The organism is Gibbsiella greigii, from assembly GCF_039540155.1.
Classification (GTDB): Bacteria; Pseudomonadota; Gammaproteobacteria; order Enterobacterales; family Enterobacteriaceae; genus Gibbsiella; species Gibbsiella quercinecans.
The window spans coordinates 1-930 of sequence record NZ_BAABEM010000001.1 but is presented as its reverse complement, the minus strand read 5'-3'; the positions used below and the strand labels follow the sequence as shown (position 1 = coordinate 930).

Annotated in this window: 1 rRNA gene; it reads right to left on the bottom strand. The window is 54.9% G+C overall.

The features are described 5' to 3' along the window. Positions 1–930: ribosomal RNA gene (locus tag AC559G_RS00005) — 23S ribosomal RNA — on the bottom strand; the annotation flags it as partial.

The window sequence follows — 930 nt, the reverse complement described above, 5'->3', positions numbered from 1 at the left end:
TCTCTACCTGACCACCTGTGTCGGTTTGGGGTACGATTCGATGTTACCTGATGCTTAGAGGCTTTTCCTGGAAGCTGGGCATCAACCGCTTCGCCACCGTAGTGACTCGTCATCACGCCTCAGGGTTTTAGTAGTCCGGATTTGCCAGGACTACACCCCTACACGCTTAAACCGGGACAACCGTCGCCCGGCCAGCCTAGCCTTCTCCGTCCCCCCTTCGCAGTAACACCAAGTACAGGAATATTAACCTGTTTCCCATCGACTACGCTTTTCAGCCTCGCCTTAGGAGTCGACTCACCCTGCCCCGATTAACGTTGGACAGGAACCCTTGGTCTNCTAGCCTTCTCCGTCCCCCCTTCGCAGTAACACCAAGTACAGGAATATTAACCTGTTTCCCATCGACTACGCTTTTCAGCCTCGCCTTAGGAGTCGACTCACCCTGCCCCGATTAACGTTGGACAGGAACCCTTGGTCTTCCGGCGTGCGGGTTTTTCACCCGCATTATCGTTACTTATGTCAGCATTCGCACTTCTGATACCTCCAGCAGCCCTCACAGGCCACCTTCGCAGGCTTACAGAACGCTCCCCTACCCAACAACGCCTGAGCGTCGCTGCCGCAGCTTCGGTGCATGGTTTAGCCCCGTTACATCTTCCGCGCAGGCCGACTCGACCAGTGAGCTATTACGCTTTCTTTAAATGATGGCTGCTTCTAAGCCAACATCCTGGCTGTCTATGCCTTCCCACATCGTTTCCCACTTAACCATGACTTTGGGACCTTAGCTGGCGGTCTGGGTTGTTTCCCTCTTCACGACGGACGTTAGCACCCGCCGTGTGTCTCCCGTGATAACATTCTTCGGTATTCGCAGTTTGCATCGGTTTGGTAAGCCGGGGTGGCCCCCTAGCCGAAACAGTGCTCTACCCCCGAAGATGA